Below are 24,677 nucleotides of genomic sequence, written 5' to 3'. Positions count from 1 at the left end.
TACTGAGCGCGGGCACCCGCCTTGCTAGACATGACCTCCGCGGAAAACCGGTATCCCGTTTTCCGGATCATGCAGGCCTCTTTACCCGCTGCTTACCATACGAACCGTGGCAACATTGGAGCAGCATGGTTGGTAAAGTCTGAACGCCGTTAGAGAATTTTTACCACGATTCGACCGCGGACCTCGCCGGCGAGGATTTTGGCGCCGGCGCCGATGACTTGGTCCAGGCCGATTTCATGAGTAATATCAGCGAGTTTTCCGTGATCCAAATCGCTGGCGAGGCGGCTCCAGGCAAGCTTGCGCTGCTCGATCGGGCTCATCACGGAATCGATGCCGAGAAGGCACACTCCGCGCAAAATGAACGGCGCCACCGAAGACGGCAGGTCCATGCCCGCCGCAAGGCCGCACGCGGCGATAGCGCCGCCATATTTCGTCATCGAAAGGATGTTGGCGAGCGTGCTCGACCCGACGCTGTCGATGCCCCCGGCCCAGCGCTCCTTGGCCAGCGGTTTTGCGGGGCCTGACAATTCGTTGCGGTCGATCACTTCGGCGGCGCCGAGACCTTTCAAATAATCGGTCTCCGACACCCGCCCGGTGGAAGCGATGACGTGATAGCCGAGTTTCGACAGCACGGCGGTCGCGACCGAACCGACGCCGCCCGCAGCTCCTGTCACGACGACGGGGCCGCTTTTGGGCGTCAGGCCGTGCTTCTCCAGCGCCAGCACGGACAGCATCGCGGTATAGCCGGCGGTGCCGATCGCCATCGCGTCGCGGGTGGAGATATTATCGGGCAGCCGCACCAGCCAGTCGCCCTTGACGCGGGCCTTCTCGGCGTAGCTGCCGAGATGGGTCTCGCCCATGCCCCAGCCGTTGCAGACCACCCTGTCGCCGGCCTTCCATTGCGGATGGGTGGATTGTTCGACGATGCCTGCGAAGTCGATGCCGGCGATCATCGGGAAGCGCCGCACCACCGGGGCCTTGCCGGTGAGGGCCAGACCGTCCTTGTAGTTCAGTGTCGACCATTCGACGCGGACGGTGACGTCGCCTTCCATCAATTCGGCTTCGTCGAACTGCGTTACCGCGGCGGTGGTGCCTTTTTCCGCCTTGTCGATCCTGATGGCCTTGAACGTTCCCACGATGACTCTCCCGAACTTTGTCAGTTGGAAGAGTGTTTAGAGCATGATCCGGAAAAGTGGAAACCGGTTTTCCCTCGGGACAAACGCGGAACGCGTTTGCCCGGAGATCATGCCACTTCGATGAGTATCAGGCGGGCTGCGCAACCGGGCGCGCGACCGGCTGTTCCACGATCGGCAAATTGATCAGCGCCGACAGCACGCCGAACAGTACCGAAAGCCACCAGATCGGCGTGTACGAGCCATATTGCTCGAACACGATGCCGCCGAGCCAGACGCCGAGGAAACCGCCGACCTGATGGCTGACGAAAGCAAAGCCATACAGCGTCGCGAACCAGCGGGTGCCGAACATCAGCGCCACCAGCGCCGAGGTCGGCGGCACCGTCGAAAGCCAGGCCAGGCCGGTAACGGCGCCGAACATGATGGCGGAAAACGGCGTGATCGGGAACGAGATGAACGCAACGATCGCCATCGCTCGCACGAAGTATAGAAACGAAAGAATATAGCGCTTCGGAAACTTGTTCTGCAGCACGCCGACGCTGAGCGAGCCGATGATGTTGAACAGGCCGACCGCGGCGATCACCCAACCGCCGGTCTGCGCAGATATGCCGCGATCGGCCAGATAGGCCGGCAGATGCACGGTGATGAAGGCGAGTTGGAAGCCGCAAGTAAAGAAACCGAGCACCAGCAGCACGTAGGATGGGTGGCCGAACGCTTCCGCCAGCGCCGTCTTGAACGATTGCTGGTCCGCGACCGGCACATTTTCCGACGTCGCGGGCGGCGTTGCGAGCGCCAGTGACAGCGGCACGATCAGGAGCATCAGCAGCGCGAATACGGTGAGCGCAGATTGCCAGCCAAAATTGTCGATCAGCGCCACGCCAAAGGGCGCGAACAGGAACTGGCCGAACGAGCCGGCGGCGGTGCCGGCGCCGAGCGCCATGCCGCGCTTCTCCGGCGGCAACAGCTTACTGAACGCAGACAGCACCAGATTGAATGAACAGCCGGAAAGTCCGAAACCGATCAGAACACCAGCGCCAAGATCGAGCGAGCCAGGCGTCGACGCGTAGCGCATCACCAGCAGCCCGCCGGCGTAGAGCAGCGCCCCCACCACCATCACGCGCAGGAGTCCAAAACGGTCGGCGATCGCGCCTGCGATCGGCTGGCCCAATCCCCACAACAGGTTCTGCAGCGCCAGCGCCAGGCCGAAGACGTCGCGGCCCCAGGTAAATTCCTTGCTCATGGGCTGGATGAAGAAACCAAGGCTCGATCGCGGCCCGAAACTCAACAGCGCAATCGCGCATCCGCAGATGATGATCACCAATGGCGTCCGCCAGCTGGCTTTGGCCGGGCGAAGATTGTCTGCGGTTACAGCCATGCGTTTCCTCGATGCTTGGCGCCCGGGCCGGAAGCGACCGGGCGGGTGCGCCGGGAGGAGTTAATGCATTCGCATGGAAATCCCAAGAGCGGCGGAGAAAATTTCTCTGCTGCAGGGCAGCCCTGCAAAATCGTCGAGTGCAATTTGGGGGGGTGGGAGGCAACTCGGGCCCGAGCGCGAACCGAGAACTCAGCTCGTCGTCCCGGCGAACGCCGGGAGCCATAACCACAGGGCGCTGTTGCTGGAAGAAGGCGTCAACCACCGCATCTCATCATGAGGGCCGCGGCGTATGGGTCCCGGCGTTCGCCGGGACGACAATCACTACCTTCTGACGCTCGCCTGCTCCGCTGAGCTCTTTGCGGCTTCGGCGAGCTTGGCGGAAATTTGCGCCGTCTCCGCCGCGGTGCCCCAGCTTGGCGCGTCGCTGCCGTCGCCCCAGTTGCGGGGCCGGTAGAAGGTGTGCACGCCGGTCTTGTACATCTTCTTCATCTCGCTGACCCAGGACGGGCGCACCCAATAGGCATGGTAGTGTGTCGACTTGTCGACCTCGGGCAGCCAGAGCTGGCCGTCCAGCATCGCCTTTGCGATCCGTTGCGCGCGGTCCCACATGTCGGGCTCTTTGACGACGTCCTTGTTGTTGTCGCAGGCGAAGGTGAACTGGCAGGCCAGATGGCGGTGCTTGTTCTGGTAGACCACGCCACACACCGTATCCGGATATTTGCCGGAGAAGGCGCGGTTCAATACCACTTGCGCCACCGCGATCTGGCCGCGCACCGCTTCGCCGCGGGCTTCGAAATAGACAACTTCAGTCAGACATTTTTCCGACTTGGCGCGCGACTTCTCGTCGAACAGGCCGAGCCGCTCAGCCGGGGTCTTGGCACGCTGGTTGTCGGAATTGACCTCGCCCTTCGGCGCGACGCTGACGCCCATCTCGCCGGCCTTGACCGGGCCGTCGGCATCGACCGGCAGCGAGGCCATGATCTTCAGGTCGGGATCGGCAACCACCGCACTCGGCAGCATGACGATGGGCTCTTCGCCCGGCCGCCAGCGCTCGATGGTTTCGGGCGCGCCGAGCGAAGAGCCAAAAAACAGGCTTGAGGTCTTGAAGGAGAAATTGTCGCGCGGCGGCGCGGGCGCGAGCGCCACTTCCGGTGCTGCCGAGACGTCCTTTGGCTTACCGAGCGGCTTGTCGTCGAGCGGTTTGGCTTCGAGTGACATCGACACATCGAATTGCGGCAGCGGCGGCGCGCGCAGCGCGGCCTGAAGTTCGGGATCGAGCGGCGCGGGCTCACCTGAAGGCGGCGTGGCAGCGGTCTTTTGGCCTTTGACGGAAGCGTTTGAGGACGAAGGATCTTCGATGGCCGGCGCGCTGCCGGCGGGGATCGAGCTCTCCGCAGGCGTGGACGGAGCGATGACGAGGCGGTCGCCCTTCATGGTGCGATCGACCTTGGGGAAATCGGCGGCATGATAACGCGGCGGCGGGGCGATGATCGGGTTGCGCGTCACTGCACCGGTGATGTCGATGCCCTGATTGTCGAGGCTGGCGAGCCGAAAGGTTGCGGTCTGCGGCGAAGCGGTTCCGATCGGACGGCCGAAGCTGAAGGTCGCGACGTGGATATTGCCGGCGGTGGAGAACACCCGCTTCTGCCAGCGTTCGGCGACGCCCGGCTGCCGGGCCAGCAGTGACGCGATATCCTGATATCCGATCTCGGTCGGCATCAATGCGAAGATGCAAAGACCGAGACCGAAGGACGCGAACCGCGCGCCCTTCGGCTGGTTACGCAACACATTCATCGATACGCTCTACGCAACGCTTACAAAAAACGACCGAACGTCAGTACATCCGTGCAATTCGATCTTTATTGTTGGTATCGAATTTAGGTTGCCGGGGAGTTAATCGGCGTGGCCTGCGTGCACCACGCAAGACGTCGCGCGCATTTGCCGTGGCACTTGAGAAAGCTTGGTAAACGGGAGCGCGATGAAAGTGGTAAACATCCCGTCAACGAAGATGATGAAGAAAATGTTGCGGGTTCCCGGTGTCACTACGGGGCGATGCGGTGCTGTGTCGTGCATTGCGATGGAAGCCGAGGACCGTAGTTTTCACGTCATTGCGAGGAGCGAAGCGACGAAGCAATCCATCTTTCCAGCCGCGCGATGGATTGCTTCGCTTCGCTCGCAATGACGAGAGGTCCAAAAACGTGGATGCCCGGGACAAGCCCGGGCATGACGCCGATTTCTGATTACTAGCGCAGTGAAGAACTACGCCTGGCTCGCAACTGTCTTGCCGAGCGCGGCTTGCGCCGCGGCGAGCCGCGCGATCGGGACGCGATAGGGCGAGCACGAGACGTAGTCGAGGCCGATCTCGTGGCAGAACGCCACCGAGGCAGGATCGCCGCCATGCTCGCCGCAAATCCCGACCTTGAGATCGGGCCGCGTCTTGCGTCCACGCGCAACGCCGATCTTGACGAGTTCGCCGACGCCATCGCGGTCGACCGAGATGAACGGATCGATCTCGAGGATGCCCTTCGCCACATAGGTGCCAAGGAAGCTCGCGGCGTCGTCGCGGCTGATGCCGTAGGTGGTCTGCGTCAAATCGTTGGTGCCGAAGGAGAAGAACTCGGCGGTGTTCGCGATGTCGCCAGCCATCAGGCACGCGCGCGGCAACTCGATCATGGTGCCGACCTGATAGGCGAGTTTCTTGCCGGTCTCCTTCATCACCGACTGCGCGGTGGCGTCGATGCGCGCCTTGACCAGGTCGAACTCGGCCTTGGTCGCGATCAGCGGCACCATCACCTCGAGGCCGACGGCCTTGCTGGTGCGCTTTTCGGCCTCGACCGCGGCTTCGAAGATCGCGCGCGCCTGCATCTCGGCGATCTCAGGATAGGCGATCGCAAGACGGCAGCCGCGGAAGCCCAGCATCGGGTTGAACTCGGCAAGATCGCGGGCGCGATCGGCGAGCTTGCGCGGATCGGTGTTCATCGCACGCGCGACTTCCTCGATCTCGGCCTGGGTGTGCGGCAGGAACTCGTGCAGCGGCGGATCGAGCAGACGGATCGTGACGGGAAGCCCCTTCATGATCTCGAACAGCTCGACGAAATCCGCGCGCTGCATCGGCAGCAGTTTTGACAGCGCCGCACGGCGTGACTGTTCGTCCTCGGAAAGGATCATCTCCCGCACGGTGCGGATGCGGGTTTCCTCGAAGAACATGTGCTCGGTACGGCAAAGGCCGATGCCCTCGCCGCCGAACTTGATCGCGGTGCGCGCGTCTTCCGGCGTGTCGGCGTTGACGCGAACGCCGAGCTTGCGAACGGCATCGGCCCAGCCCATCAGCGTGCCGAATTCGCCCGACAGTTTCGGCTCGATCATCGGCATCCGTCCGGCCAGCACCTGGCCGACCGATCCGTCGATGGTGATGACGTCGCCGGTCTTGAAAGTGCGGGTGCCGATGCTCATGGTGCCGCGGCCGTAATCGACGCGAATGGTGCCGCAGCCGGAGACGCAGGGCTTGCCCATGCCGCGCGCGACCACGGCGGCGTGCGAGGTCATGCCGCCACGGGTGGTGAGAATGCCCTCAGCGGCGTGCATGCCGTGAATGTCTTCCGGGCTGGTCTCGACCCGCACCAGAATGACCTTGCGGCCATCGGCCTGCAGTTTCGCCGCTTCATCGGACGAGAACACGATTTCGCCGGAGGCGGCGCCGGGCGAGGCCGGCAGGCCGGTGGCGATGACGTCGCGCTTGGCCGAGGGATCGATGGTCGGATGCAGCAACTGGTCGAGCGAGGCGGGATCGATCCGCATCACCGCGTCCTTTTTCGAGATCAGTCCTTCGTTGGCGAGTTCGACCGCAATCCGCAGCGCCGCCTTGGCGGTGCGCTTGCCGCCACGGGTCTGCAGCATCCACAATTTGCCCTGCTCGACCGTGAACTCCATGTCCTGCATGTCGCGGTAGTGCTTTTCGAGCAGCGTGTAGATCCGCGTCAGTTCCTTGAACGCGTCGGGCATCGCGACTTCCATCGATGCCTTGTCGGAGCCGGATTCCTGGCGCGCATATTCGGTGATGTCCTGCGGCGTGCGGATACCCGCCACCACGTCCTCGCCCTGCGCGTTGATCAGGAATTCGCCGTACAGCTTGCTCTCGCCGGTCGAGGGATTGCGTGTGAACGCAACGCCGGTCGCCGAGGTCTCGCCCATATTGCCGAACACCATGGCCTGCACGTTCACAGCGGTGCCCCAGGATTCCGGAATATCGTGCAGGCGGCGGTAGGTCACCGCGCGCGCGTTCATCCAGGATGAGAACACAGCACCGATCGCGCCCCACAATTGCGCGTGCGGATCCTGCGGGAAATCGTGACCGGTCTCGCGCGCCACCGCATCCTTGTAACGGCCGACCAGTTCGACCCAGTCGTCGCCGGTCAGATCGGTGTCGAGCGTGTAGCCCTGGCCGTCCTTGAAGGTGTCGAGGATGTCCTCGAAATGATGATGCTCGAAGCCGAGCACGACATCCGAATACATCGTGATGAAACGCCGATAGCTGTCATAGGCGAAGCGGCGGTCGCCGGACAATTCGGCGAGCGCTTCGACGGTCTCATCGTTGAGGCCGAGATTGAGCACGGTATCCATCATGCCCGGCATCGACGCGCGGCCGCCCGAGCGCACAGACACCAGCAGCGGATTCCGGGAATCGCCGAACGACTTGCCGGCGAGCTTGCCGACATGCTCCAGCGCCTTCTCGACCTGCGCCTTCAGCGCAGCCGGATAGGATTTGTCGTGGGCGTAGAAGTAAGTGCAGACCGAGGTCGGAATCGTGAAGCCCGGAGGCACCGGCAGGCCGAGATTGGCCATTTCGGCGAGATTGGCGCCCTTGCCGCCGAGCAGATCGCGCAAGCCCGCTTTGCCCTCGGCCTTGCCGTCGCCAAACGTGTAAACCCACTTGCCGGATTTTACCGCTTCGACGGCCGGCTTGCTCACCTTCTTCGCCGTCTTGCTGGCAGGCTTGTTCGGAGCCTTCGCAGCTGTCTTGGCAACTGGCTTGGCAATTGGCTTCGTAACCGCCTTGGGTGCCGGCTTCGCAACGGCCTTCGGTGCCGGAGCCTTCGTTAGCGTCTTGCGCGCCGAGGCCGCCGGCGCGGCTTTGCCCGGCGCCGATGACTTTGATTTCGCTACGATTTTCAGAAGGTTTTTCTTGGACTTCGCAACCGCTTTGGCCATGGCAGATGACAATCCGAAAAGAGAGGAGAAGATGCGCGCCTTACACCACTTTGAGGGGTTCCGCGCAAGCCGCGAAAGCCCGCTTGCCTGACTAGAAGCGCAGCATCTTGAACACGCCGAGCCCGGCCAGACCGACGATGATCAGGTAGATCGCGACGATGAAATTCAGGAACCGCGGCATGATCAGGATCAGGACTCCCGCAATCAGGGCGACGATCGGGGAAATATGCGCGGCGGTGATGGTCATTTGAAATTTCTCCGGATGATGAGGGGAAGCTCGAATCGAGGGCGGCAACTTAACCGCTGGCGCGGTTCCGGAATAGGAGACGCCTGTCGCCTCAACCGGTTCCGACGTTCGCAAAAATTGCCCGAAATTGCCGCGTTTGAGGCAGCCATTTTTCCGGAACTATGCCGCCCGCGATGAATTGGCTCACATTGTACGCTGGCTAGCCGGCGTCATAGCGTTTTCAAGCGAAGTGGACGCCGGTTCGCGTCAAGAAAACGCGTCAAACCAATAGAGCGCACGAGGGAGTACACTATGCAGAACAGACTACTTGCCATCGCAGCTGTCGCCGGCGTGATGGCTGCCCCGATCGCAGCACAGGCGCAGAGCGGTACCGTGGGCGTCGTTGGCGGCGGCAGCGTGGTCGTCGGCGAGCATGAGGGCATCACCATCGAACAACGCCCGGCGTTCCGGGAATATGTCGTGCGTGAGCGCGTGCCGACTTTCACCATTCCGGAGCGCGTGACCGTGGGCGGCGTGCTGCCGGACGCCGGCATCACCTATTACGACGTACCGCAGACCTATGCGGCAACGCCCTATCGCTACACCGTGGTGAACGGCCAGACGGTCCTGGTCGAACCGCGTTCGCGTCGCATCGTTCAGGTGGTCGATTAATCCCGCCAGCCTGAACGATAGTCCGGGCGCCGCGCAAGCGGATGTGCGCGAGATACGACCGGACAAGAAAGCCCCGCCCGGTTTCCCCCCTGGGCGGGGCTTTTCGTTGGCGCTCTATTCCCTGATCTCCAGACCCGGCTTCTTGGCGACGAGGCGGTGAATCTTCTTGCCCGAGGAGGCGCTGACGACCTCTTCATCGAGCAGCAGCGCGGTTGCTTTCAGTTCCGCCAGCACCAGCGCGGTATCGAACGCACAGTAAAGCCGCCCCTGCGAATCGCGCAGGTCGGCATTGTCGGTGATCCGCCAGCTCAGATAGAGAATCCCGCTGGGCTTGACGGCGTTGAGCAGCCGGCGGACGGCAGGGGCGATCTGCGCGCGATTCAGATGCATGATCACGGTCTCGCACAGCACGTTGTCGTAGGTGCCGATGCCCTTCAGCTCGGGCAATTCGGCATGCGCGAACTTCAGACCGGGATAACGCTGCCGCGCCTCCGTCAGCAGGCCTTGCGAGGCGTCGAAACCGGTGGCGGAAAAGCCGTTGGCGTTGAGCCAGGCCACCTCGCGGCCGCAGCCGCAGCCGATATCGGCTGAATTGCCGCCGCGCACGAAGAAGCGCTCGACGACTTCGTGCAAATCAACGGGTGCCGGCTGCTCGTGCCAGTCTTTGGCGAACGCCGCCGCATCCGAATCGTAAGCGGCCAGCGTCATGCGATCCACGTGTCAGCCCTCGATCTTCGAAAAGTCCGCCACCGCGCGCGTCGCCGCGCGGATTTCGTTCAAGAGCTTCAGTCTGTTTTCGCGCACGTTTGGTTCATCGTCGTTGACCTTGACCTTGTCAAAGAACGCATCGACCGCCGGCCGCAGCTTCGCCATCGCGCTCATCGCGGCGGCAAAGTCTTCCTTGGCCACCGCAGCACCGGCCTCGCTCTTCACCTGATCGATCGCCTTTGCCAGCGCCTTCTCCTCGTCGAGCTTGTAAAGGCCAATATCCGGTGCGCCGTCGAAGGCGCGCTTGTCCTTTTTCTCTTCGATCGAGAGGATGTTGCTGGCGCGTTTTGTCCCCGCGAGCAGATTCTTGCCATCATCGGTGTCGAGGAACTTGCCGAGCGCCTCGACGCGGCGGACCACCATGAGCAGATCGTCCTGGCCGCCGAGCGCGAACACGGCATCGACGAGATCGTGTCGCGCGCCCTGGTCGCGGAGCTGGACTTTCAAGCGGTCGGCGAAGAAGGAGAGGAGATCGCCCGGAAGCTTTTGCGCATCGGCGGCCGGATGCTTGGCCCCCTTTTCGGGGAGACCGAGAATAGCCGATTTTGCAGCTTTCAGGATTGGAAGCCTGATCGTGTTCTCCACGATGAGCCGGATCACCCCCAACGCCGCTCTTCGCAGCGCATACGGATCCTTGCTTCCAGTTGGCTTCTCATCGATGGCCCAGAAACCAACCAGCGTATCCATCTTGTCAGCCAATGCGACGGCGACGCTCAAGCGATCGGTCGGCACCCGATCGGCTGGCCCCTGCGGCTTGTAATGCTCTTCGCTCGCGGCAGCGACGGAGGCATCTTCGCCCTGCGCCAGCGCGTAGTATTTTCCCATCAAGCCCTGCAGCTCCGGGAATTCACCGACCACTTCGGTCAGCAAATCCGACTTCGCCAGATGGGCGGCGCGTTTTGCCTTTTCGACATCGGCGCCGACCAGCGGCGCGATTTCCGCCGACAAACGCTCGATGCGCTTGATGCGTTCGCCCTGCGTGCCGAGCTTCTCGTGAAAAACAATGTTCTCGAATTTCGACAGGCGCTCTTCGAGCTTGGTCTTCAGGTCGGTCTCATAGAAGAATTTCGCATCGCTCAACCGCGCGCGGATCACGCGCTCGTTGCCGGCGATGATGGCCTTGCCGCCGTCCGTCGCCTCGATGTTGGCGGTGAGGATGAACTTGTTGGTGAGCTTTCCGGTTTTGGGATCGCTGACCACAAAGCATTTCTGGTTGTTGCGGATGGTGGCGCGGATCACCTCGCCGGGGATCGACAAAAACTCCTGGTCGAACGATCCCATCAGCACAACAGGCCATTCGACGAGGCCTGACACCTCGTCGAGCAGCACTTGGTCTTCCACCAGCTCAAAGCCTTGCGCGAACGCCAACTGCTTGGCGTCGGCCAGAATGATGTCCTTGCGCGCCTGCGGGTCGAGCACGACCTTGGCGGCCTTCAGCTTTGCCTCGTAATCCTCGAAGCGCCGCACGGAGATCGCGGATGGCGCCAGGAAGCGGTGACCAAAAGTGGTTTGCCCGGCCTCGATGCCGTCAATGGAGAATTTTACGACGTCAGGCTCTTCGGTCTCCGGACCGAAGGTCGCGATGATCGAATGCAGCGGCCGCACCCAGGTCAGCGCGCCTGATTTTGCCGAGCGCTCGCCCCAGCGCATCGATTTCGGCCACGGGAAGGTGCGCACGATCACGGGCAGTATTTCCGCGAGCACGTCGATCGCGGCGCGGCCGGGCTTCTCGATCAGCGCGATGTAGAAGTCGCCCTTCGGGTCGCGCTGGATCTTTGCCTCGTCGAGCGAATTGAGGCCGGTCGCTTTCAGAAAACCCTGCACGGCCGCATCGGGCGCACCGATTTTCGGACCCTTGCGTTCGGTCTTGAGATCCGGCTGCCGCGCCGGAATCCCGTGCACCGTCAGCGCCAGCCGCCGCGGCGTCACGAACGCCTTGGCGCCCTCATAGACCAGGCCTTCGGCAACCAGCTTGTCGGTGACCATACGGCGCAGATCGTCGGCCGCCTTCGCCTGCATGCGCGCCGGGATTTCTTCGGAAAACAATTCGAGCAAAAGATCAGGCATTGGCTTTACTCCCCTCCCCCCGCTTGCGGCGGGGAGGGGTCGGGGGTGGGGGGTCTATCGGCGTTGACTACTGTATCAATCGTCAAAAGAACGCCAGACATGTTCTCCAAAACGTCGTTGTTCCAGAAGCGCAATACACGATAGCCATTTGCTTCGAGATAGTTCGTGCGCACCTCATCAGAGGCGCTGCCAGCGTGCTGACCGCCATCGACCTCAATGACAATTTTGGCCTGATGACTGGCAAAATCGGCGAAGTAAGCACCGATCGTCGCTTGACGCCGAAAGTGATGCTGCTTGAACGGAGGCTGGCGCAAATGTTGCCACAGCTTCTTTTCAGCTTCTGTCGCGTCACGACGCAAGGCTCGAGCGCGTGGGACGCGCCGGTCGATTCGACGCTGCGTTCTTTCCTGCATCTGGCACCCCCCACCCCCGACCCCTCCCCGCCACGCGCTTCGCGCGCGGAGGGAGGGGAGCAGGTTCGTGCTCGCGGAATGACTCAATTCCAAAACGCTTATCAAGACGCCCTGCCCGCTTCGGTGTGGACCCAGGCGTCGCCGCAGGCTTTTGCGAGGTCGCGCACGCGTCCGATGTAGCTTTGCCGTTCGGTCACCGAGATCACGCCGCGGGCATCGAGCAGGTTGAAGACATGGCTTGCCTTGATGCACTGGTCATAGGCCGGCAGCGCCATCAGATGTTCTTTCTGGTTGCTGCCGGATTTCCAGCCCGCCGCGAGATATTTCTTGCAGGCCTCTTCCGCCATCACGAACTGCTTGAACAGCATTTCGGAATCGGAGTGCTCGAAATTATGCAGGGAGTATTCCTGCTCGGCCTGCAGGAACACGTCGCCATAGGTCACCTTGTCGGCGCCTTCGCGGCCGTTGAAGTTGAGGTCCATGACGTGGTCGACGCCCTGCAGGTAGCAGGCGAGCCGCTCCATTCCGTAGGTGAGTTCGCCGGCGACCGGCGCGCATTCGACGCCCGCGACTTGCTGGAAATAGGTGAACTGGCTGACTTCCATGCCGTCGCACCAGCATTCCCAGCCGAGACCCCAGGCGCCGAGCGTCGGGCTTTCCCAGTCGTCCTCGACAAAACGGATGTCGTGCAGGCTGGAATCGAGGCCGATCGCGGCGAGCGACTTCAGGTACAGTTCCTGAAGGTTCGGCGGCGATGGCTTCATGATCACCTGATACTGGTAATAATGCTGCATCCGGTTCGGGTTCTTGCCGTAGCGGCCATCCTTGGGCCGGCGCGAGGGCTGCACATAGGCGGCCCGCCACGGCTTCGGCCCGAGCGCGCGCAAGGTCGTCGCCGGATGAAACGTGCCCGCGCCCATTTCCATGTCGTAGGGCTGCAGGATCACGCAGCCCTGTTCGGCCCAGAACCGCTGCAGAGCGAGAATGAAGCCCTGGAACGAACGTTCCGGGCGCATGTGGGCAGGCAATTCGTCCATCGGCAGAATCGGTCTCGCGAGGGGGTTTTGGGCGCGCGGGACCGTATCGGCGGTGGCGAGGGGAATCAAGGCGATGGGACCTGCGATCCCATCGCGTCATGCCGGGATGGTCCGAAGGACCAGACCCGGAATCTCGAGATTCCGGGTTCGATGCTTCGCATCGCCCCGGAATGACGGTGAGTTACCCCGGCCGATAGGCCCCGGTGACGGGATCCCGGCGCAGGGTTGGAATCTCGCTGGTTTGAGCGGATTCCGAGACGCGGGCCAGCCGCGCTTCTTCCAGCTCCCGGTTGATCCGGACGGCGGTCTTGTAAGCCCAGCGGACCACGGCAAGCCCACCCAGGGCCCCTGCGAATGCGATCAACGGTGGCATCGGTCGATCCTTGTCGTTCACGTCGGTCACGCCCCCAATAGCTGCATTCTCGCGCAAGCCGGGCTGCGCCGCAATTCCCGCCTTTAGGACTAAATGGCGCGGCGGCGTCCAGCCCTAGAACCCGAATTTGGCCCAAATTGCCCTGGTTTCGAGCGCGGAGATCAGCTCATCCGGCAGGCCCCCAAAACCGTCGAGCGCGCCCATGGAGCCCGCCCCCGGGGACCGCCGCCCGAGCAAGCCGGACAGCATGCCGCTGGCGGGCGCGATCACGGGGGTCAGCACCTTGTCGCCGTAGCGGGTGCGCAGCGTCGAACGCAGATCGCCGACCGCATCCGCAAGGCCCAGCGACACCGAGGTTTCGCCGGCCCAATATTCGCCGGTGAACAGCGTGTCGTCCGCGCCCTTGAGGCGGCTGCCGCGGCTCTGTTTGACCAACGCAATGAAGATGGCGTGGATCTCGCGCTGGAGCGCCTTGATGCGCGCCACGTCATCGGGGTTTTCGGGGAGGAACGGATCGAGTGTCGCCTTGTGGACGCCCGCCGTATAGAGCCGTCGCTCGACGCCGATTTTCTTGATCAGCTCCTGGAAGCCGAAAGTGCCGCCGACCACGCCGATCGAACCGAGGATCGAGGACGGATCGCAAAAGATCTCGTCGCCGGCACAGGCGATCATGTAGCCGCCGGATGCGGCGACGTCCTCGACGAACACCAGCACCGGCAAATTCTTTTCGGCGGCGAGTTGCCTGATCCGCAAATAGATCTGGCGCGATTGCACCGGCGAGCCGCCGGGCGAATTGATCACAAGCGCAACCGCCTTGGCATTCTTGGTACCGAAGGCGCGCTCCAGCGTCTTGGCGACACCGGCGAGCGACATGCCCGGCCGCAGCGGCGTCACCGCGCCGATCACGCCGGACAACCGCACCACCGGCACCACCGCGACCCCGCGCCGGAATTTGGCCGGGACCAATCCCTTCAGCCGCTCGATAAGGCCCGGCAATCCCACACGATCACTTATTTGTTCACTCATGCCGTTACCTCGAATTAACCATTTTTTATCACGCCACTGTCATTGGAAGGGCTGGAACGAATTAAGGCTGGAAGGCCTTTTGCAACGTGGCCGTTACGGCTGCAATGGCGCAGCGGAGAGTGACATGAAAATCTACCTGCTGATATTGTTGATCGGCACCATCCTGACCGCGGTTCACTTCACCAACACTCCGAAACGGCAGTCGGAAACCCTTCCGCAATAGGCTTTTCCGCTTCGTCTCGCGTTCGAGACATCAGTTCCTCGGCCACCTCTAGGGGGTGGTTAACGGCAACATCCCCCTCCCCGCTAAAATCTCCTGCACTTCTTTATTGGGCACCCCTCGCTCATCATTGAGCATCAGTCCGGCATGAATTCGAGTCGGCGCGCGACCGCCCTTGGTGGCGCGAACCAGGATTCGATTCGCAGGCGCCTTCACATCGCCGTGAATGGGCAAAATTTCCAGACTGCCAAAACCGTGATCGAGCGCCGCCAGCACCTCGGCAATCCCGTCGGCGCGCCAGATCAGCGTCAGCATGCCCCTGGATTTGAGGATGCGGCGGGTTGCGTGAATCCAGTTCGAAAGCGTGGTGGATGTCGCGACATGCGCGATCCCGCGCGCGCGGTCGGGCGAGACTCGATGCCGCACAGAATCGTTGAACGGCGGATTCATCAACACGACATCGACGCTATCAGGGTGCAAATTGACCGCGGCGTAGGCGTCGGCGGCCGCTTCGACATCGAGCACGATCACCTCGGCGGCAATCATATTCGCCTCGGCATTGGCGCGCGCGAGGCTTGCGAGATCGGCATCGATCTCGACCAGCACGAGATCGATATCCCCGACGCGCCTGGCCACCGCCAGCCCTGCCGCACCCACACCGGCGCCAAGATCGACCACACGATTGCCTGAACGTGCCGGCGTCGCCGCCGCCAGCAGCATGGCATCGTGACCGGCGCGGTGCCCCGATCTCAGTTGCCGCAGGCGCAAGGCCCCACCGAGAAACGCGTCCTCGGTGACATCCAGATTAGTCATCTAGATTACTCATCGGCCCGCAATTCATGGGCAAGCCCGGCATCGGTCAGAAGCTGGCGCGCCTCGCGGTTGTCGTCCTCATGGACCAGGATCCGGCGTGGCAGCACGCCGAGCGATCCCTCGATGATGCTCATGTTCTGGTCGAGCACCAGATGATGGATATTGGCGCCGTCGAGCAGCGCGCCGACCGCGGAAACCAGCACAATATCGTTGGTCCGAACCAATTCCCGCAATTTGCGCCCTCCCTGGCTGGCCCGGTCCGAGGGCCGGCCGGTACCTGTCAACCGCTTCGTGCCCTTGCCGCTTCAGCCTGCACTTTCTATTGTAGATAAGGATAGTGCGAATTGGCCAGATTTGGAGACCCGCGTGGCGGTTATTGTACCCTTCGAAAGCCCAAACGCTTCGATTGATGAGCTGGTCGGGCTCGTCGCCGCCGACATGGAGCGGGTCAACGCCACGATTCTGTCGCGGACCGGTTCCGAAGTCACCATGATTCCCGAGGTCGCCAATCACCTGATCTCCTCCGGGGGAAAACGGCTGCGCCCGATGCTGACGCTGGCGATGGCCGGCCTCACCGGCTATTCCGGCGACGGCCATATCAAGCTCGCGGCCTCGGTCGAGTTCATGCACACCGCGACGCTGCTCCATGACGACGTGGTCGACGAGAGCGAATTACGGCGCGGCAAATTGTCCGCGCGGATGCTGTGGGGCAATGAGGCCAGCGTGCTGGTCGGCGACTTCCTGCTCGGCCAGGCCTTCCGCATGATGGTCGAGGTCGGCTCGTTGCGGGCGCTCGACATCCTGTCTTCGGCGGCCGCCACCATCGCCGAGGGCGAGGTGATGCAGCTCGCCGCGGCAAAAAACACCGCGACCACCGAGGACGAATATCTCGCTGTGATCCGCGGCAAGACCGCGGAATTGTTCGCAGCCGCCTGCGAGGTCGGCCCCGTCATCGCCAACCGGCCGAAGGCCGAGCAGACCGCGTGCCGCTCCGTCGGCATGAATCTCGGCATTGCGTTCCAGCTCGTGGACGACGTGCTGGACTACGGCGGCAAATCCGCAAAACTCGGCAAGAACGTCGGCGACGATTTCCGCGAGGGCAAGATCACGCTGCCGGTGGTGCTGGCGTTCCGCCGCGGCAACGCCTCTGAGCGCGCGTTCTGGGTCAAGGCGCTGGAGCGCGGCGAGATCGGCGCCCATGATCTCGATCACGCCATCGGGTTGATGACCAAGCATCGCGCGCTGGAGGACACGATCAGCCGCGCCCATCATTACGGCGCGATGGCCGTCGATGCGCTGGCGTTGTTTCCGGCCTCGCCGATGAAGACCGCGCTCGAGCAGGTCGTGGCGTTCTGCCTGGCAAGGTCGCATTGAAGGCTTCGTAGGGTGGGCAAAGGCGCAACTGCGCCGTGCCCACCATCCATCCACACCGTCATTTTGAATGGTGGGCACGTTGCGCTTTGCCCACCCTACGAAGGGGTCGCATGAGCGGCACACAATTTTCGCTCTTTCTCGCCGCCGCACTGATCATCGCCTTCGTGCCTGGTCCCGGGATATTCTATGTCGCCGCCAGGACGCTGTCGGGCGGCCGGAAGACCGGTATCGCCTCGACATTGGGGACCGCGCTTGGCGGGCTCGTGCATGTGATCGCAGGCGCGCTGGGGGTGTCCGCGATCATCCTGGCCAGCGCCGAACTTTTCACGGTGCTCAAACTTGCCGGCGCGCTCTATCTGATCTGGCTTGGCATCCGGACGTTTCGCGAGGGTCGACACGCGATGGTGGAGGCGATCAGCCCGGCCGGCGCGCGACAGGCGTTTCGCGAGGGCGTGCTGGTCGAAGCCCTGAACCCGAAAACCGCGGCGTTCTTTCTGGCGTTCATTCCGCAGTTCATCGATCCCGCCGGCGGTCACCCTGCGCTGCAGTTCATCGCGCTCGGCCTGATCTCGGTATTGCTGAACACGCTCGCTGATGTCGTCGTGGTGATGATGGCCGCCACCGCGCGCGCGGGCCTGGTGCGGCGGCCATTTATCGTTCAACGGCTGCGGCAGGGTTCGGGGCTGTTCATTGCCGGGCTTGGCGTGTCGCTGGCGCTGGTGCGACGGCCCGCAGCAAGTTAGCTCAACGTTCCCGCGTGTACCCACCAGCCGGGGTGCTCGCGCCGGATCTTCTCCGCGGCGCGGCCGGCGTCGGCCGTGTTTTCATAGATCGCAAAGCAGGTCGCGCCCGAGCCCGACATCCGCGCCAGCCAGGCGCCGTTGGTGGCGTTGAGCGCGGCGATCACGTCACCGATGACCGGCTGAATGCGCATCGCCGGGGCTTCCAGATCGTTGGCACTGGCCGCCAGGACTTCGACCCAGTCTTCGACCGAGGCGCCGGCTTCCGGCCAGTCGATGCCCCGGAAAACGTCGGTGACGCCGACCAGCAATTCGCCGCTGCGCAGGCCGAGTGCCTTGAATACGTCCTTGGTCGGAACGGGAACGCAGGGGTTGATCATCACGCACGGCATGATCGGCAGGCTGAGCGGCGTCAGGGTATCGCCGACCCCGGTCATGTCGCAGGCGCGCGAGGCCAGGCAGACCGGCACGTCGGCGCCGGTCGCAAGTGCTACCTCGCGCAGCCGTTCGTCATCGAGCGACAGCCCGTTCAATTTTGCCAGCAGCCGAAGCGCGGCAGCCGCATCCGCCGAACCACCGCCGATGCCCGCCGCGACCGGCAGCACCTTGTCGAGCGTGAAACTGCCGGACTTCAGGCCCGGCACCCGCTCTGCCAGCAGGCGCGTCGCCTTCAGCACCAGATTGTCCGACGTCTCGCCGCAGGCCTGCGCCAGCGGTCCGGACATTTGCAATGTCAGATCGGAACCCGGCGTCAGCGTCAGCCGATCGGCGCAGTCGGCAAACGCCACCACGCTTTCCAGATCATGAAAACCGTCGGTGCGGCGGCCGACCACCCTCAAGGTCAGGTTGACCTTGGCACGCCCCTCATCAATCAACGCCGGCATTGCCGAACAAGCCCCCCAATGCCTTCGATCTAGCCGCCCCTGCCGTCTTCTTTTTTCTTGTCGGCGGAAGCCGCAGACGACGTGTCCTCGGGCAGACCGTTGGCGATCTTGGCCTCGATCTTCGGCAGTTCTTCCGCCTCGGGCTTCAGGTCGCGGGCGTGCGCCCACTGGAACTTGGCTTCCAGCGTGCGGCCGACGCGCCAATAGGCGTCACCGAGGTGGTCATTGATGGTCGGATCCTCGGGCTTCAGATCGATCGCGCGCTCGAGGTTCTTCACCGCGTCCTCGAAATTGCCGATGCGGTAGAACGCCCAGCCCAGCGAGTCCACGATATAGCCGTCGTCGGGACGCTGATCGACGGCGCGCCGGATCATCTTCATGCCTTCGTCGAGATTGATGCCCTGATCGATCCAGGAATAGCCGAGATAGTTCAGCACATGCGGCTGTTCCGGCTGCAGCTCGAGCGCCTTGCGCATGTCGGCCTCCGCCTTGCTCCACTGCTTGGAGCGCTCCTGGCAAATGCCGCGATAGTAATAGGTGACCCAGGTGTTCTTGTCGGTCACGCCGGGCATCACGTCGATCGCCCTGGAATAGGTCGTCGCGCAATCGGCGAACTTCTTGCGGCCGCGCTCGATATTGCCGAGCGCCATGATGGCTTCGATGTCCTTGGGGTCTTCGGCGGTGACGTCCTTGAGGATCTTGATCGCCTGCTCGCTGCGATCGGCGGCGTCGAGATTGGTGGCGAGCTGAATCTGCGCGTTGCGCTTCAGCGGCGAACTCGCCGGCATGCGCTCATAGACCTTGATCGCCATCGGCGGCTTCTTCACCGACTCATAGAGATCGGCCAGCGAGAGCAGCGCCAGCGGATGGTTGGGCTGCAGATAAAGCGACAGCTGCAGATAGACCAGCGCCAGATCCTCGCCGCCGCGGCGGGTCAGCGTGGCCCCGATGCCGTACAGCGCCTCGGCCGCACCTGCCTGCGCCGATTCGATCAGCGGCGGCATCTTCTTGCCGGCCCGCGTCTCGCGCAGCGCCTCCTGTACCAGGGGATGCCGTGGCAGCTTCTTGTCGAACGCCTCGTAGATGCCGATTGCCGCTGCCGAGTCCTTGTTGCGCGACAGCCAGCGCCCATAGGCGTCGGACACCCGCAGCATCGAATCGTCGAGCTTGTAGGCGCGTTCGAAGCGGGCGCCGGCGTCCTTTTCCTTGTTCGCGAGTTCCAGGATCATGCCGGTGTGCAGATCCTTGAAGATCGGATACCATTCCGGCCCGGTCAGCTTGTCAATATTGGCGACCGCCGCCTTGGAATCACCCGCGCCGAAGCTGGCCCAGCCCGACAACAGCGTCGCGACCAGATCGGTGATCGGTCCGCGGATCGACTGATTGATGTTGATCTGCGCGGTCGCGTATTTCTTCTGCTTCAGGTCGCGGACGCCGACGACCAGCCGGGCCACGCGATTGGATTTGTCCTGCGTCAGAATGCGGTCGGCGAGCTTGACGGCCTCGTCGATGTCGCCATCCGCGAGCGAGGAGATGAAGGCGCGGTCGAGCAGCTCGTTGTTCTTGGGATCGGTACGCAGCGCCGAACGATAGAACGCCGCGGCCGAGCTGGCGTCGCGTTCGACGCTGGCATGACGCGCGGCCAGATAGCTGCCGGACGTGGTCAGCGATTTCAGATCGCTCTTGCTCGGAAACTGCGCCGAATTGTCGCCGGTATGCTCGGGCGTCTGCGCCAGCAGCGAGCCGGGCGCAGCAAGCGCGGCGACGGTGACAGCGGCGATGGTCCAGCGATTGAAACGAGTGGAAAGCATCACGGTTCGCCTAGCTCCAGGATTTATGGCGGAATCTTTTCGAGCGCTCTCGAATGCGGACATACGCGGCGGCATCAAGGCCCAGCGACAATGCCGCTTTTGGCGTTCAACCGCAAGGATACGGGGTGGCGAATCGAGCGGCAGCAGGATCCCCAAGATCTCCCCGTCCGCCGCCCATTCCACCCATTTTGGCCAGCAGCCCCCGAAGACGCTTGTACTGTGGCGGTATCGTGGCCGGTGCCGGGGTTACCCGGCCAACCTGTGCACCCTCGCCCACCAACTCACGTAATCGTGGTCACATCCCCTGGTAATTGGGCCCGCCGCCGCCTTCCGGCGGAACCCAGGTGATATTGCCGTTCGGGTCTTTGACGTCGCAGGTTTTGCAGTGGACGCAGTTCTGGGCGTTGATCTGAAAGCGCGGACCGGAGGCCTCCTCGACCCATTCGTAGACGCCGGCCGGGCAATAGCGGTTGGACGGACCGGCAAAGACGTCGTGCTCGGAGGTCTTCTGCAGGTTCATGTCGGCGACCTTGAGGTGGACCGGCTGGTCTTCCTCATGGTTGGTGTTGGACAGGAATACCGACGACAGCTTGTCGAAGGTCAGTTTGCCGTCCGGCTTCACCGGCGCGATCGGCGTGTGCGCCTTGGCTGGATCCAGCGTCTTGCGGTCCGGTTTGGCGTGCGACAGGGTTCCGAACAGCGAGAAGCCGAACAGCGTGTTGGTCCACATGTCGAGGCCGCCGAGCGGTACGCCGATCAGGGTGCCGAACTTCGACCACAGGGGTTTGACGTTGCGGATCGGGTAGAGGTCCTTGCCGACCTGCGAACCGCGCCACGCATTCTCGTATTCGGCCAGTTCATCATTGGCGCGGCCGGCGCCGAGCGCGGCCACGAGGTGTTCGGCGGCAAGCATGCCGCTGCCCATCGCGTTGTGCACGCCCTTGATGCGCGGCACATTCACAAAACCCGCCGCGCAACCGATCAGCGCGCCGCCCGGAAAGCTCAGCCGTGGCACCGACTGGTAGCCGCCCTCGGTGATCGCGCGCGCGCCATAGGCCAGCCGCTTGCCGCCTTCGAACACGGTGCGTATCGAAGGATGAGTCTTGAAACGCTGGAACTCATCGAACGGCGACAGATACGGATCGTCGTAATTGAGATGCAGGACGAAACCGACCGCCACCTTGTTGTCGTCGTAGTGATAAAGGAACGAGCCGCCGCCGGTCTTGTTGTTCAGCGGCCAGCCGAACGAATGCTGGATCAGGCCCTTCTGGTGTTTGGCCGGGTCGATCTCCCAGACTTCCTTGAGGCCGATGCCGAATTTCGGCGGCTCACTGTTGGCGTCGAGCGAGAATTTCGCGATCAGTTGCTTGGAGAGGCTGCCGCGCGCGCCTTCGGCGAACAGCGTGTATTTGCCGAGCAGTTCCATGCCGCGGGTGAACGAATCCTTGTGGCTGCCGTCCCTGGCGATGCCCATGTCGCCGGTCGCAATGCCGCGCACCGCGCCCTGTTCGTCGTAGAGCACTTCGGTAGCGGCAAAGCCCGGATAGATCTCGACGCCGAGCGCTTCGGCTTTCGGCGCCAGCCAGCGGCAGACATCACCGAGCGAGCCGATATAACAGTGATGGTTGTTCATCAGCGGCGGCATCGCGAAGCTCGGCAGCCGGATCGCGCTTCCTCCGGTCAGCCAGTGGAAGCGGTCGTCCTTGACCTGCGTCTTCAGCGGGCAATCGGCGTCCTCGCGCCAGTCCGGAATCAGTTTGTCAAGCGAGACCGGATCGATCACCGCACCCGACAGAATATGTGCGCCGACTTCGGAACCCTTTTCCACCACGACGATGTTGAGATCGGCATTGAGTTGCTTGAGACGGATCGCAGCCGCCAGGCCGGACGGCCCGGCGCCGACGATCACGACGTCAAATTCCATGGACTCACGCGGCGGAAGCTCTTCGGTGCTCATGTTCTGGTCTCAGCCCAATTGAGAACGGCTCTAAGGTTTGTTTGTTTCCGATTTTTGCGTCGAGAACAACCATGGAAATGAAATCTCAGGCGTTTCGCGGCAGCCGAATACATCCTAGATTGACCCAATGTCCATCGCGCCCGAACCCTCCCCTACCGTTCAGCAGTTGCTGGCCTTTTATCTCGAGGCCGGGGTCGATTGCGCGTTGGCCGATGAGCCGCTTGACCGGCTTGCCGAGCCCGACAGCGCTACCATCGCCGCGCCGCGCGAAACCATGCCGCAAAAACTGGTGCGGGAAATGCCCGCGGCGGCGCCGGCAGTTTCGCGCAGCGAAATAGCGCCGGCGCCGGAAGCCGCGATCGCCTCGGCGCGGGAAGCGGCGCGAACCGCGCCGTCACTGGAGGCGCTACGCGCGCTTCTGGAGAATTTCGACGGCTGCGCGCTCAAGCACACCGCGACACGGCTAGTGTTCTGCGACGGCAATCCGAAAGCGCGAATCATGTTCGTCGGCGAAGCCCCCGGACGCGACGAGGATATCGAGGGGCTGCCGTTCGTCGGGCGCTCCGGCAAATTGCTCGACCGCATGATCGCGGCGATCGGCCTCGACCGCAGCAAAGCTTATATTGCCAACGTGATCCCATGGCGGCCGCCCGGCAACCGCACGCCGACGCCGCAGGAAACACAAATCTGCCTGCCGTTCATCCAGCGGCAGATCGAACTGGTCAATCCGGACGTGCTGGTGACGCTCGGCAATCCCTCGACGCAGACGTTGCTGTCGACCCGCGAGGGCATCATGAAGACCCGCGGCAAGTGGTTCGATTACGACACCGGCACCCGCTCCATCCGCGCCATGGCGACGTTCCACCCGGCCTATCTGCTGCGTTCACCGTCGTACAAGCGGATGTCGTGGCAGGATCTGCGCGCCATCGCGAAGGAATTGGAGAAGGCCGCTTCGTAGGGTGGGCAAAGGCGCTCGCGCCGTGCCCACCATCTATTGGAATCCGTGGTCTTGAATTGGTGGGCACGCTTCGCTTTGCCCACCCTACGGACCGGAGCTACGGCGCCTTCGGCCGCACGATGGCCCAGCCGACGCGCAGCAGCGGCTGCCTTCCGTTCACCATCCATTCGAACGCACGCGGCACTTCCGGCACGAGGCCCGGAAACCGCCGCGCGATGTCAGGAGGCGGCGCGCCTGATGTATCCGATGCGCGCCAGACCACGACGCCGCCGGTTTCATTGAACTTCGCGAGCGAAAGCCACGGCGTGCGTTCCGGCGTGGCGTCGAGCAACAGATGCGGCCGGCCTTTATCCATCGCAACGAAGCTCGCCAGCTGCGGATCGCCGGCCACCGCGCGCAGCCGCTGGTTGGTGCGCCGCTCAAAACTGTCGCCGAAGAAATGCGCGATCGTCCGCGCCGGCAGCGAGGTCGGCACTTCGGCGCCGCTGGTCCAGGGCAGGAACAGCGTGGCCGCGATGGCCACGAAAGCCGGGGCTGCGACCGCCGCGGCCCAGACCGTGCGGAGCAGCCGCTGGCGCCGCAGATACACGAGATCGCCGGTCGCCACGATCACGGCCAGCCCCGACATCAGCAAGGCAACGCCGGCGCCGCCGGTAACGCGCTCGAGATTGAACACGCCGGCAATCAGGCTGCCGAACAGCGCCGGACCGATGGCGAACGTATAGACGAATTGGCGCGCCAGGGGATCGATCTGCGGCCGGTAGATGATCGGCGCTTCCTCGGCCTTGCGGACAAACGCGCCGGAGTTGAGGATCACCAGCAGCACGATGCCGGCCGTCGCCAGCAACAGGCCGCCGAGCAACCCGCCCCAGTGCATCGCCCTGCCCGAGAGATCATCGATGGCCGGCAAGGGCGGCATCGCCAGCACGTCGGCGCGAACGACCCAGATCAGGTAGGGCAGCACCAGTACGACGATCACCAGAAGTGCGTAGAGCGGATCGAGCGACATCAAAGTGCGCCGCCCGCGGGCGGTGGCGACGGCAAATCCGGCGATCAGCAGCAACAGCCCGAGCGCGGCCGACGTCGTCAGCAGCAACAGGCCCGCTTCGATCGACCAGGCGAACCAGGCGCTGCGCCGGTTCTGGCCGACCAATCGCCAGGAATGCAGCAGCAACAGCGCCCACAGCGGCCGCGCCAGCACCAGCGGGCCGAACTCGACGCCGGGCGAGCTGAAGGCGACCACCGTCATGCTCAAGAGCACCGCGAGCACCGCCTGCTGACCGCCGACAATGGCGCGCGCGAGCTGATAGAAGCCCCAGAAAGTGACGACCGCGCAGATCTGCGCCAGCAGGTAGACCCCGAACACATGATTGCCGGCCGCGCGGAAAGCGATGTCGGCAAGCCAGAACGCCAGCGGCGGACCAAAATAGGTTCCGACCTGATATTCCCTGCCGAATGCCAGAACCGTGGCGATATCGCCGGGTGGGCTGCGATAGAGCAGCATCGGCAGGATCAGCCACATTGCCGCCTGCAGCAGCACCACGAGCCAGACCACCAGCCGCGGCCGGGCGCGGATCAGTTCGACAACCAGGGAGGTGAAACGCATGAAACGTCCGAAATGC

Annotated in this window: 22 protein-coding genes; 5 read left to right on the top strand and 17 right to left on the bottom strand. The window is 63.4% G+C overall.

From position 1 onward, the window contains the following. Positions 1 to 149 precede the first annotated feature (149 nt). The 4 genes from JQ567_RS19495 to ppdK all read right to left on the bottom strand — a co-directional run bounded on the left by JQ567_RS19495 (position 150) and on the right by ppdK (position 7,476). On the bottom strand, positions 150 to 1,136 hold the full coding sequence (locus JQ567_RS19495) for an MDR family oxidoreductase (protein ID WP_212440316.1): 987 nt from the start codon (positions 1,134 to 1,136) through the stop codon (positions 150 to 152). A 127-nt stretch (positions 1,137 to 1,263) separates the two neighbouring features. Next, on the bottom strand, positions 1,264 to 2,508 hold the full coding sequence (locus JQ567_RS19490) for an MFS transporter (protein ID WP_212440315.1): 1,245 nt from the start codon (positions 2,506 to 2,508) through the stop codon (positions 1,264 to 1,266). A gap of 321 nt (positions 2,509 to 2,829) precedes the next feature. Then, positions 2,830 to 4,302 (bottom strand): cell wall hydrolase, encoded by a 1,473-nt coding sequence (locus JQ567_RS19485; protein WP_212440314.1) that lies wholly within the window; start codon positions 4,300 to 4,302, stop codon positions 2,830 to 2,832. Positions 4,303 to 4,767: 465 nt separating this feature from the next. Then, on the bottom strand, positions 4,768 to 7,476 hold the full coding sequence (gene ppdK, locus JQ567_RS19480; protein WP_312017430.1) for a pyruvate, phosphate dikinase: 2,709 nt from the start codon (positions 7,474 to 7,476) through the stop codon (positions 4,768 to 4,770). On the opposite strand from ppdK, the gene JQ567_RS38885 reads away from it, so the two are divergent. After that, entirely contained in the window at positions 7,469 to 7,807 is a 339-nt protein-coding gene (locus tag JQ567_RS38885) for a hypothetical protein (protein WP_312017429.1), read from the top strand. The two genes, ppdK and JQ567_RS38885, sit on opposite strands and share 8 nt — an antisense overlap. Here JQ567_RS38885 and JQ567_RS19475 read toward each other — a convergent pair whose 3' ends face one another. After that, positions 7,808 to 7,963, bottom strand: coding sequence for a DUF3096 domain-containing protein (locus JQ567_RS19475; protein WP_192735205.1), 156 nt, complete (start codon positions 7,961 to 7,963; stop codon positions 7,808 to 7,810). A 291-nt stretch (positions 7,964 to 8,254) separates the two neighbouring features. Here JQ567_RS19475 and JQ567_RS19470 point away from each other — a divergent pair, with 291 nt between their 5' ends. Next, a complete protein-coding gene (locus JQ567_RS19470) occupies positions 8,255 to 8,614 on the top strand; it encodes a DUF1236 domain-containing protein (protein ID WP_212440312.1) in 360 nt (119 codons plus the stop codon). Positions 8,615 to 8,728: 114 nt separating this feature from the next. On the opposite strand, the gene JQ567_RS19465 is transcribed toward JQ567_RS19470, so the two are convergent. From JQ567_RS19465 to JQ567_RS19430, 8 genes are all read right to left on the bottom strand, one after another. Next, a complete protein-coding gene (locus JQ567_RS19465) occupies positions 8,729 to 9,322 on the bottom strand; it encodes a bifunctional 2-polyprenyl-6-hydroxyphenol methylase/3-demethylubiquinol 3-O-methyltransferase UbiG (RefSeq protein WP_249165558.1) in 594 nt (197 codons plus the stop codon). Positions 9,323 to 9,334: 12 nt separating this feature from the next. Further along, positions 9,335 to 11,449, bottom strand: a complete 2,115-nt coding sequence (glyS, locus tag JQ567_RS19460; RefSeq protein WP_212440310.1) for a glycine--tRNA ligase subunit beta — start codon at positions 11,447 to 11,449, stop codon at positions 9,335 to 9,337. Between the two features lie 5 nt (positions 11,450 to 11,454). Then, a complete protein-coding gene (locus JQ567_RS19455; protein ID WP_212440309.1) occupies positions 11,455 to 11,862 on the bottom strand; it encodes an endonuclease domain-containing protein in 408 nt (135 codons plus the stop codon). Positions 11,863 to 11,963: 101 nt separating this feature from the next. Beyond that, positions 11,964 to 12,899 (bottom strand): glycine--tRNA ligase subunit alpha, encoded by a 936-nt coding sequence (locus JQ567_RS19450; protein WP_192735210.1) that lies wholly within the window; start codon positions 12,897 to 12,899, stop codon positions 11,964 to 11,966. Positions 12,900 to 13,080: 181 nt separating this feature from the next. Continuing rightward, a complete protein-coding gene (locus tag JQ567_RS19445; protein ID WP_192735211.1) occupies positions 13,081 to 13,272 on the bottom strand; it encodes a hypothetical protein in 192 nt (63 codons plus the stop codon). A 114-nt stretch (positions 13,273 to 13,386) separates the two neighbouring features. Further along, positions 13,387 to 14,298 carry a S49 family peptidase gene (locus JQ567_RS19440; RefSeq protein ID WP_212440308.1) on the bottom strand — a complete coding sequence of 304 codons (912 nt, stop codon included), beginning with the start codon at positions 14,296 to 14,298 and terminating at the stop codon, positions 13,387 to 13,389. A 271-nt stretch (positions 14,299 to 14,569) separates the two neighbouring features. Next, the gene (locus JQ567_RS19435) at positions 14,570 to 15,331 is read right to left on the bottom strand and encodes a tRNA1(Val) (adenine(37)-N6)-methyltransferase (protein WP_212440307.1); all 762 of its coding nucleotides are present in this window, start codon (positions 15,329 to 15,331) and stop codon (positions 14,570 to 14,572) included. 5 nt (positions 15,332 to 15,336) lie between these two features. Then, positions 15,337 to 15,564: a DUF2007 domain-containing protein gene (locus tag JQ567_RS19430; protein WP_044540085.1), complete on the bottom strand. Its 228-nt coding sequence runs from the start codon at positions 15,562 to 15,564 to the stop codon at positions 15,337 to 15,339. Positions 15,565 to 15,697: 133 nt separating this feature from the next. Between JQ567_RS19430 and JQ567_RS19425 the strand changes: the two genes are divergently transcribed. After that, positions 15,698 to 16,705, top strand: coding sequence for a polyprenyl synthetase family protein (locus JQ567_RS19425; protein WP_212440306.1), 1,008 nt, complete (start codon positions 15,698 to 15,700; stop codon positions 16,703 to 16,705). Between the two features lie 110 nt (positions 16,706 to 16,815). Beyond that, positions 16,816 to 17,448, top strand: coding sequence for a LysE family translocator (locus JQ567_RS19420; protein WP_212440305.1), 633 nt, complete (start codon positions 16,816 to 16,818; stop codon positions 17,446 to 17,448). Here JQ567_RS19420 and JQ567_RS19415 read toward each other — a convergent pair. The 3 genes from JQ567_RS19415 to JQ567_RS19405 form a co-directional block, all read right to left on the bottom strand. Further along, complete coding sequence (locus tag JQ567_RS19415; RefSeq protein ID WP_212440304.1) at positions 17,445 to 18,329, bottom strand: 4-(cytidine 5'-diphospho)-2-C-methyl-D-erythritol kinase; 885 nt, start codon at positions 18,327 to 18,329, stop codon at positions 17,445 to 17,447. The two genes, JQ567_RS19420 and JQ567_RS19415, sit on opposite strands and share 4 nt — an antisense overlap. Positions 18,330 to 18,358: 29 nt before the next feature. Further along, on the bottom strand, positions 18,359 to 20,140 hold the full coding sequence (locus JQ567_RS19410; RefSeq protein ID WP_192738595.1) for a tetratricopeptide repeat protein: 1,782 nt from the start codon (positions 20,138 to 20,140) through the stop codon (positions 18,359 to 18,361). Positions 20,141 to 20,435: 295 nt separating this feature from the next. Further along, positions 20,436 to 22,097, bottom strand: coding sequence for an electron transfer flavoprotein-ubiquinone oxidoreductase (locus JQ567_RS19405; protein WP_212440303.1), 1,662 nt, complete (start codon positions 22,095 to 22,097; stop codon positions 20,436 to 20,438). Positions 22,098 to 22,230: 133 nt separating this feature from the next. Here JQ567_RS19405 and JQ567_RS19400 point away from each other — a divergent pair, with 133 nt between their 5' ends. After that, on the top strand, positions 22,231 to 23,055 hold the full coding sequence (locus JQ567_RS19400) for a uracil-DNA glycosylase family protein (RefSeq protein WP_212440327.1): 825 nt from the start codon (positions 22,231 to 22,233) through the stop codon (positions 23,053 to 23,055). Positions 23,056 to 23,152: 97 nt separating this feature from the next. On the opposite strand, the gene JQ567_RS19395 is transcribed toward JQ567_RS19400, so the two are convergent. Beyond that, positions 23,153 to 24,661 carry a glycosyltransferase family 39 protein gene (locus tag JQ567_RS19395; protein ID WP_212440302.1) on the bottom strand — a complete coding sequence of 503 codons (1,509 nt, stop codon included), beginning with the start codon at positions 24,659 to 24,661 and terminating at the stop codon, positions 23,153 to 23,155. Between the last annotated feature and the right edge of the window lie 16 nt (positions 24,662 to 24,677).

Origin of the sequence: Bradyrhizobium sp. AUGA SZCCT0431, assembly GCF_018131065.1 — a bacterium.
Lineage (GTDB): Bacteria > Pseudomonadota > Alphaproteobacteria > Rhizobiales > Xanthobacteraceae > Bradyrhizobium.
This window is presented reverse-complemented; position numbering and strand designations above follow the sequence as displayed.

Bases quoted from the DNA above. Each gene is read 5' to 3' on its own strand.
- JQ567_RS19490 (WP_212440315.1), bottom strand. From the start codon at position 2,508: ATGGCTGTAACCGCAGACAATCTTCGCCCGGCCAAAGCCAGCTGGCGG.
- JQ567_RS19485 (WP_212440314.1), bottom strand. From the start codon at position 4,302: ATGAATGTGTTGCGTAACCAGCCGAAGGGCGCGCGGTTCGCGTCCTTC.
- JQ567_RS19475 (WP_192735205.1), bottom strand. From the start codon at position 7,963: ATGACCATCACCGCCGCGCATATTTCCCCGATCGTCGCCCTGATTGCG.
- JQ567_RS19470 (WP_212440312.1), top strand. From the start codon at position 8,255: ATGCAGAACAGACTACTTGCCATCGCAGCTGTCGCCGGCGTGATGGCT.
- JQ567_RS19465 (WP_249165558.1), bottom strand. From the start codon at position 9,322: ATGACGCTGGCCGCTTACGATTCGGATGCGGCGGCGTTCGCCAAAGAC.
- glyS (WP_212440310.1), bottom strand. From the start codon at position 11,449: ATGCCTGATCTTTTGCTCGAATTGTTTTCCGAAGAAATCCCGGCGCGC.
- JQ567_RS19455 (WP_212440309.1), bottom strand. From the start codon at position 11,862: ATGCAGGAAAGAACGCAGCGTCGAATCGACCGGCGCGTCCCACGCGCT.
- JQ567_RS19450 (WP_192735210.1), bottom strand. From the start codon at position 12,899: ATGGACGAATTGCCTGCCCACATGCGCCCGGAACGTTCGTTCCAGGGC.
- JQ567_RS19445 (WP_192735211.1), bottom strand. From the start codon at position 13,272: ATGCCACCGTTGATCGCATTCGCAGGGGCCCTGGGTGGGCTTGCCGTG.
- JQ567_RS19440 (WP_212440308.1), bottom strand. From the start codon at position 14,298: ATGAGTGAACAAATAAGTGATCGTGTGGGATTGCCGGGCCTTATCGAG.
- JQ567_RS19435 (WP_212440307.1), bottom strand. From the start codon at position 15,331: ATGACTAATCTGGATGTCACCGAGGACGCGTTTCTCGGTGGGGCCTTG.
- JQ567_RS19420 (WP_212440305.1), top strand. From the start codon at position 16,816: ATGAGCGGCACACAATTTTCGCTCTTTCTCGCCGCCGCACTGATCATC.
- JQ567_RS19415 (WP_212440304.1), bottom strand. From the start codon at position 18,329: ATGCCGGCGTTGATTGATGAGGGGCGTGCCAAGGTCAACCTGACCTTG.
- JQ567_RS19410 (WP_192738595.1), bottom strand. From the start codon at position 20,140: ATGCTTTCCACTCGTTTCAATCGCTGGACCATCGCCGCTGTCACCGTC.
- JQ567_RS19405 (WP_212440303.1), bottom strand. From the start codon at position 22,097: ATGAGCACCGAAGAGCTTCCGCCGCGTGAGTCCATGGAATTTGACGTC.
- JQ567_RS19395 (WP_212440302.1), bottom strand. From the start codon at position 24,661: ATGCGTTTCACCTCCCTGGTTGTCGAACTGATCCGCGCCCGGCCGCGG.